Origin of the sequence: Brevundimonas vesicularis (assembly GCF_900445985.1) — a bacterium.
In the GTDB taxonomy this organism is placed as follows: Bacteria; Pseudomonadota; Alphaproteobacteria; order Caulobacterales; family Caulobacteraceae; genus Brevundimonas; species Brevundimonas vesicularis_D.
This window is the reverse complement of the sequence record NZ_UAQP01000035.1, coordinates 1-2970: the sequence shown is the minus strand read 5'-3', so window position 1 is coordinate 2970 and position 2970 is coordinate 1. Positions and strand designations below refer to the sequence as shown.

Annotated in this window: 3 protein-coding genes and 1 pseudogene; all 4 read left to right on the top strand. The window is 48.7% G+C overall.

The genetic code is table 11. The features are described 5' to 3' along the window. A pseudogene (locus DT343_RS18665) lies at window positions 1–378 on the top strand (3-phosphoshikimate 1-carboxyvinyltransferase); the annotation flags it as partial. Beyond that, a complete protein-coding gene (cmk, locus tag DT343_RS18660; protein WP_112863940.1) occupies window positions 371–1039 on the top strand; it encodes a (d)CMP kinase in 669 nt (222 codons plus the stop codon). The pseudogene DT343_RS18665 and the gene cmk, both read left to right, overlap by 8 nt. A gap of 29 nt (window positions 1040–1068) precedes the next feature. Then, complete coding sequence (gene rpsA, locus DT343_RS18655; protein WP_112863939.1) at window positions 1069–2742, top strand: 30S ribosomal protein S1; 1674 nt, start codon at window positions 1069–1071, stop codon at window positions 2740–2742. 52 nt (window positions 2743–2794) lie between these two features. Further along, the coding region (locus DT343_RS18650; protein ID WP_181669242.1) for an HU family DNA-binding protein at window positions 2795–2970 on the top strand (176 nt) is incomplete at its 3' end.

Here is a 2970-nt window from a genome sequence, read left to right as displayed (position 1 = left end):
GCCATTGATGAGTTTCCGATTTTATTTGTCGCTGCCGCTTGTGCGGAGGGTGAAACCCTTGCCGGTGATTTGGCGGAATTACGCGTGAAAGAGAGCGATCGTTTGGCGGCGATGGAAGTAGGGCTGAAAGTTTTGGGTGTGGATTGTCAAGCAGGACAAGACAGTATGCGCATTCGCGGCAAAGGGGGCACGGCATTTTCAGGCGGCGTGATTGACAGCTTGGGCGATCACCGCATTGCCATGAGTTTTGCGGTGGCGGCTTTGCGTAGCGCGGCGGCGATAGAGATTCGAGATTGCGATAATGTAGCGACTTCTTTTCCGAATTTCCGCGATTTGGCGCAGGGTATCGGTATGCAGATTGAGGTAAGCGATGCGTAAGATTGTAACGATTGACGGCCCGAGCGGCGTCGGTAAAGGCACAATTTGCCAGCGTTTGGCGCAAACCCATGATTTGGCGTATTTGGATAGCGGCGCTTTGTATCGTCTGAGCGCTTTGTTTGTGCAGGCGGCAGGTTTGACTGCGGCAGGCGAAGCGGAGCAAGCGGCTTTGCTGGCGCAGATGAAGGTACATTTTGAAGTGCAGCCCGACGGCGTGGCGGCTTTTTTAGACGGGCAAGCTGTGGGAAGCGAATTGCGTTTGGAAAGCACGGGGCAATTGGCTTCGCAATTGGCGGCAAAACCGGCGATTCGCGCCGCTTTGCTGGGCTTTCAGCGCCAATTTGCCGCCGATAAGGATTTGGTGGCGGACGGCCGTGATATGGGTACGGTTGTCTTTCCCGAGGCGGCTTTGAAGATTGTTTTGGAGGCGAGCGCAAAAGCGCGTGCAAATCGTCGTTATAAGCAGTTGATAGCGAAAGGAGAAAGTGTTACTCTAGCCGCCCTCAAAAATGAGATTGCCGAGCGCGATGCGCGCGATCGCAATCGTGAGGTAGCGCCGTATGTGCCAGCTGCTGATGCGGTGCTGATTGATACTACCGATTTATCGGTAGATGCGGTGTTTGAACAGGTCAATGCCCTGTTTCAGGCGCGTTTTTTTTAATTTAACATTGATACACAGGTCCAGATTACATGGCAGAATCATTTGCAGAACTTTTTGAAAAAAGTATTGAAACAACCGAGCTCAAGCCCGGTGCGATTATTAAGGCGGAAGTCATCGAAATCGGTAAAGAATTCGTGGTACTGAATGCCGGTTTGAAATCGGAAGGTTTCATTCCCGTCGCGCAATTCACAAACGACAAAGGGGAAATCACCATCAATATCGGTGATGAAGTCGAAGTCGCTTTAGAGGCATTGGAAAATGGCCACGGCGAAACCCAAATTTCTCACGAAAAAGCGCAACGTATCCGTACTTGGGAAATCCTTGAGCAGAAATTCCGCGATGAAGAAACCATTACTGGCGTGGTATCTAGCCGCGTGAAAGGCGGCTTTACCGTTGATGTGGAAAGCGTTAAAGCCTTCCTGCCGGGTTCATTAGTCGATGTGCGTCCGGTTAAAGACCCCAGCATCATCGAAGGCAAGGAAATTGAGTTCAAGATCATCAAACTGGATCAAAAACGCAACAATATCGTGATTTCTCGCCGCGCAGTACTGGAAAAAGAGTACAAAGAAGAGCGCGAAGAAGTCTTGAAAAATCTGCAAGAAGGCGATGTGGTCAAAGCAGTGGTTAAAAACCTCACTGACTACGGTGCATTCTTGGATTTGGGCGGCGTTGACGGCTTGCTGCATATCACGGATATGGCATGGAAACGTGTGAAATATCCTTCCGAAGTGGTAGAGATCGGTCAAGAAGTGGAAGTTAAAGTCCTGAAATTTGACCGTGAGCGTGGTCGCGTTTCTTTAGGTATGAAGCAATTGGGCGACGATCCTTGGGCAGATATTGCACAACGTTACCCGGCCAACTCTACGTTGAGCGGCAAAATCACCAATATTGCCGATTATGGCGCTTTCGTTGAAATCGAAGACGGCGTAGAAGGTTTGGTACACGTTTCTGAAATGGATTGGACGAACAAAAACGTTAACCCGCGTAAATTCGTTTCTGTCGGTCAAGAAGTGGAAGTGATGATTTTAGAAATCGACGGCGAACGCCGCCGCATCTCTTTAGGCATGAAACAATGCCAGCCGAATCCATGGGAAGAATTCGGCAAGCATCATAATCAAGGCGAGCATGTCAAAGGTCAGATTAAATCGATTACCGATTTCGGTATCTTTATCGGCTTAGACGGCGGCATTGACGGTTTGGTGCATTTGTCTGATTTGTCATGGGACGAAAGCGGCGAAGAAGCCGTGCGTGCTTATCAAAAAGGTCAGGAAGTCGAAGCGATTATCCTCGGCATCGATGCTGAGCGCGAGCGTATTTCTTTAGGCGTTAAGCAATTGAAACAAGACACCTTCTCTCAATTCACCTCAGCCAATGGCCGCGGTGCGATTGTCAAAGGTAAAGTCATTGAAGTCGATGAGCGTCAAGCAGTTGTTGAATTAGCAGAAGGCATTAACGGCATTCTCAAAGCTTCCGAAGCCTCGATTGAGCGTGTGGAAGATTTAAGCAAGCTCTTAAGCGTCGGTGATGAAGTAGAAGCTAAAGTGTTGAACGTTGATCGTAAAAACAAAAACTTAAGCCTCTCTGTGCGTGCCAAAGACGTGGCGGAAGAAAAAGCGGTCATTCAAGACTATACGCGCAAAGAAAGCCAAGCCGGCACTTCTTTGGGCGATATTTTCAAAGAGTTGGAAAACTCTGATAACTAATCTCATCGTGGCAAAGCGCTCTATGGCGCTTTGCTTTATATAAGGAAATCGCATGACCAAATCCGAGCTGATTGAACGCTTGAGTTTGAAGCATCCGCAGCTAAAAGCGCAAGATGTGGAAGAAACAATCAAGCTGATTATTGAAAAAGTATGCCAAAGCCTTGAAAAAGGCGACCGCGTAGAAATCCGTGGTTTTGGGAGCTTTTCTTTGCATTATCGTGAGGCGCA

Coding starts and splice junctions, on each gene's coding strand:
- cmk (WP_112863940.1), top strand. CDS start 371: ATGCGTAAGATTGTAACGATTGACGGCCCGAGCGGCGTCGGTAAAGGC.
- rpsA (WP_112863939.1), top strand. CDS start 1,069: ATGGCAGAATCATTTGCAGAACTTTTTGAAAAAAGTATTGAAACAACC.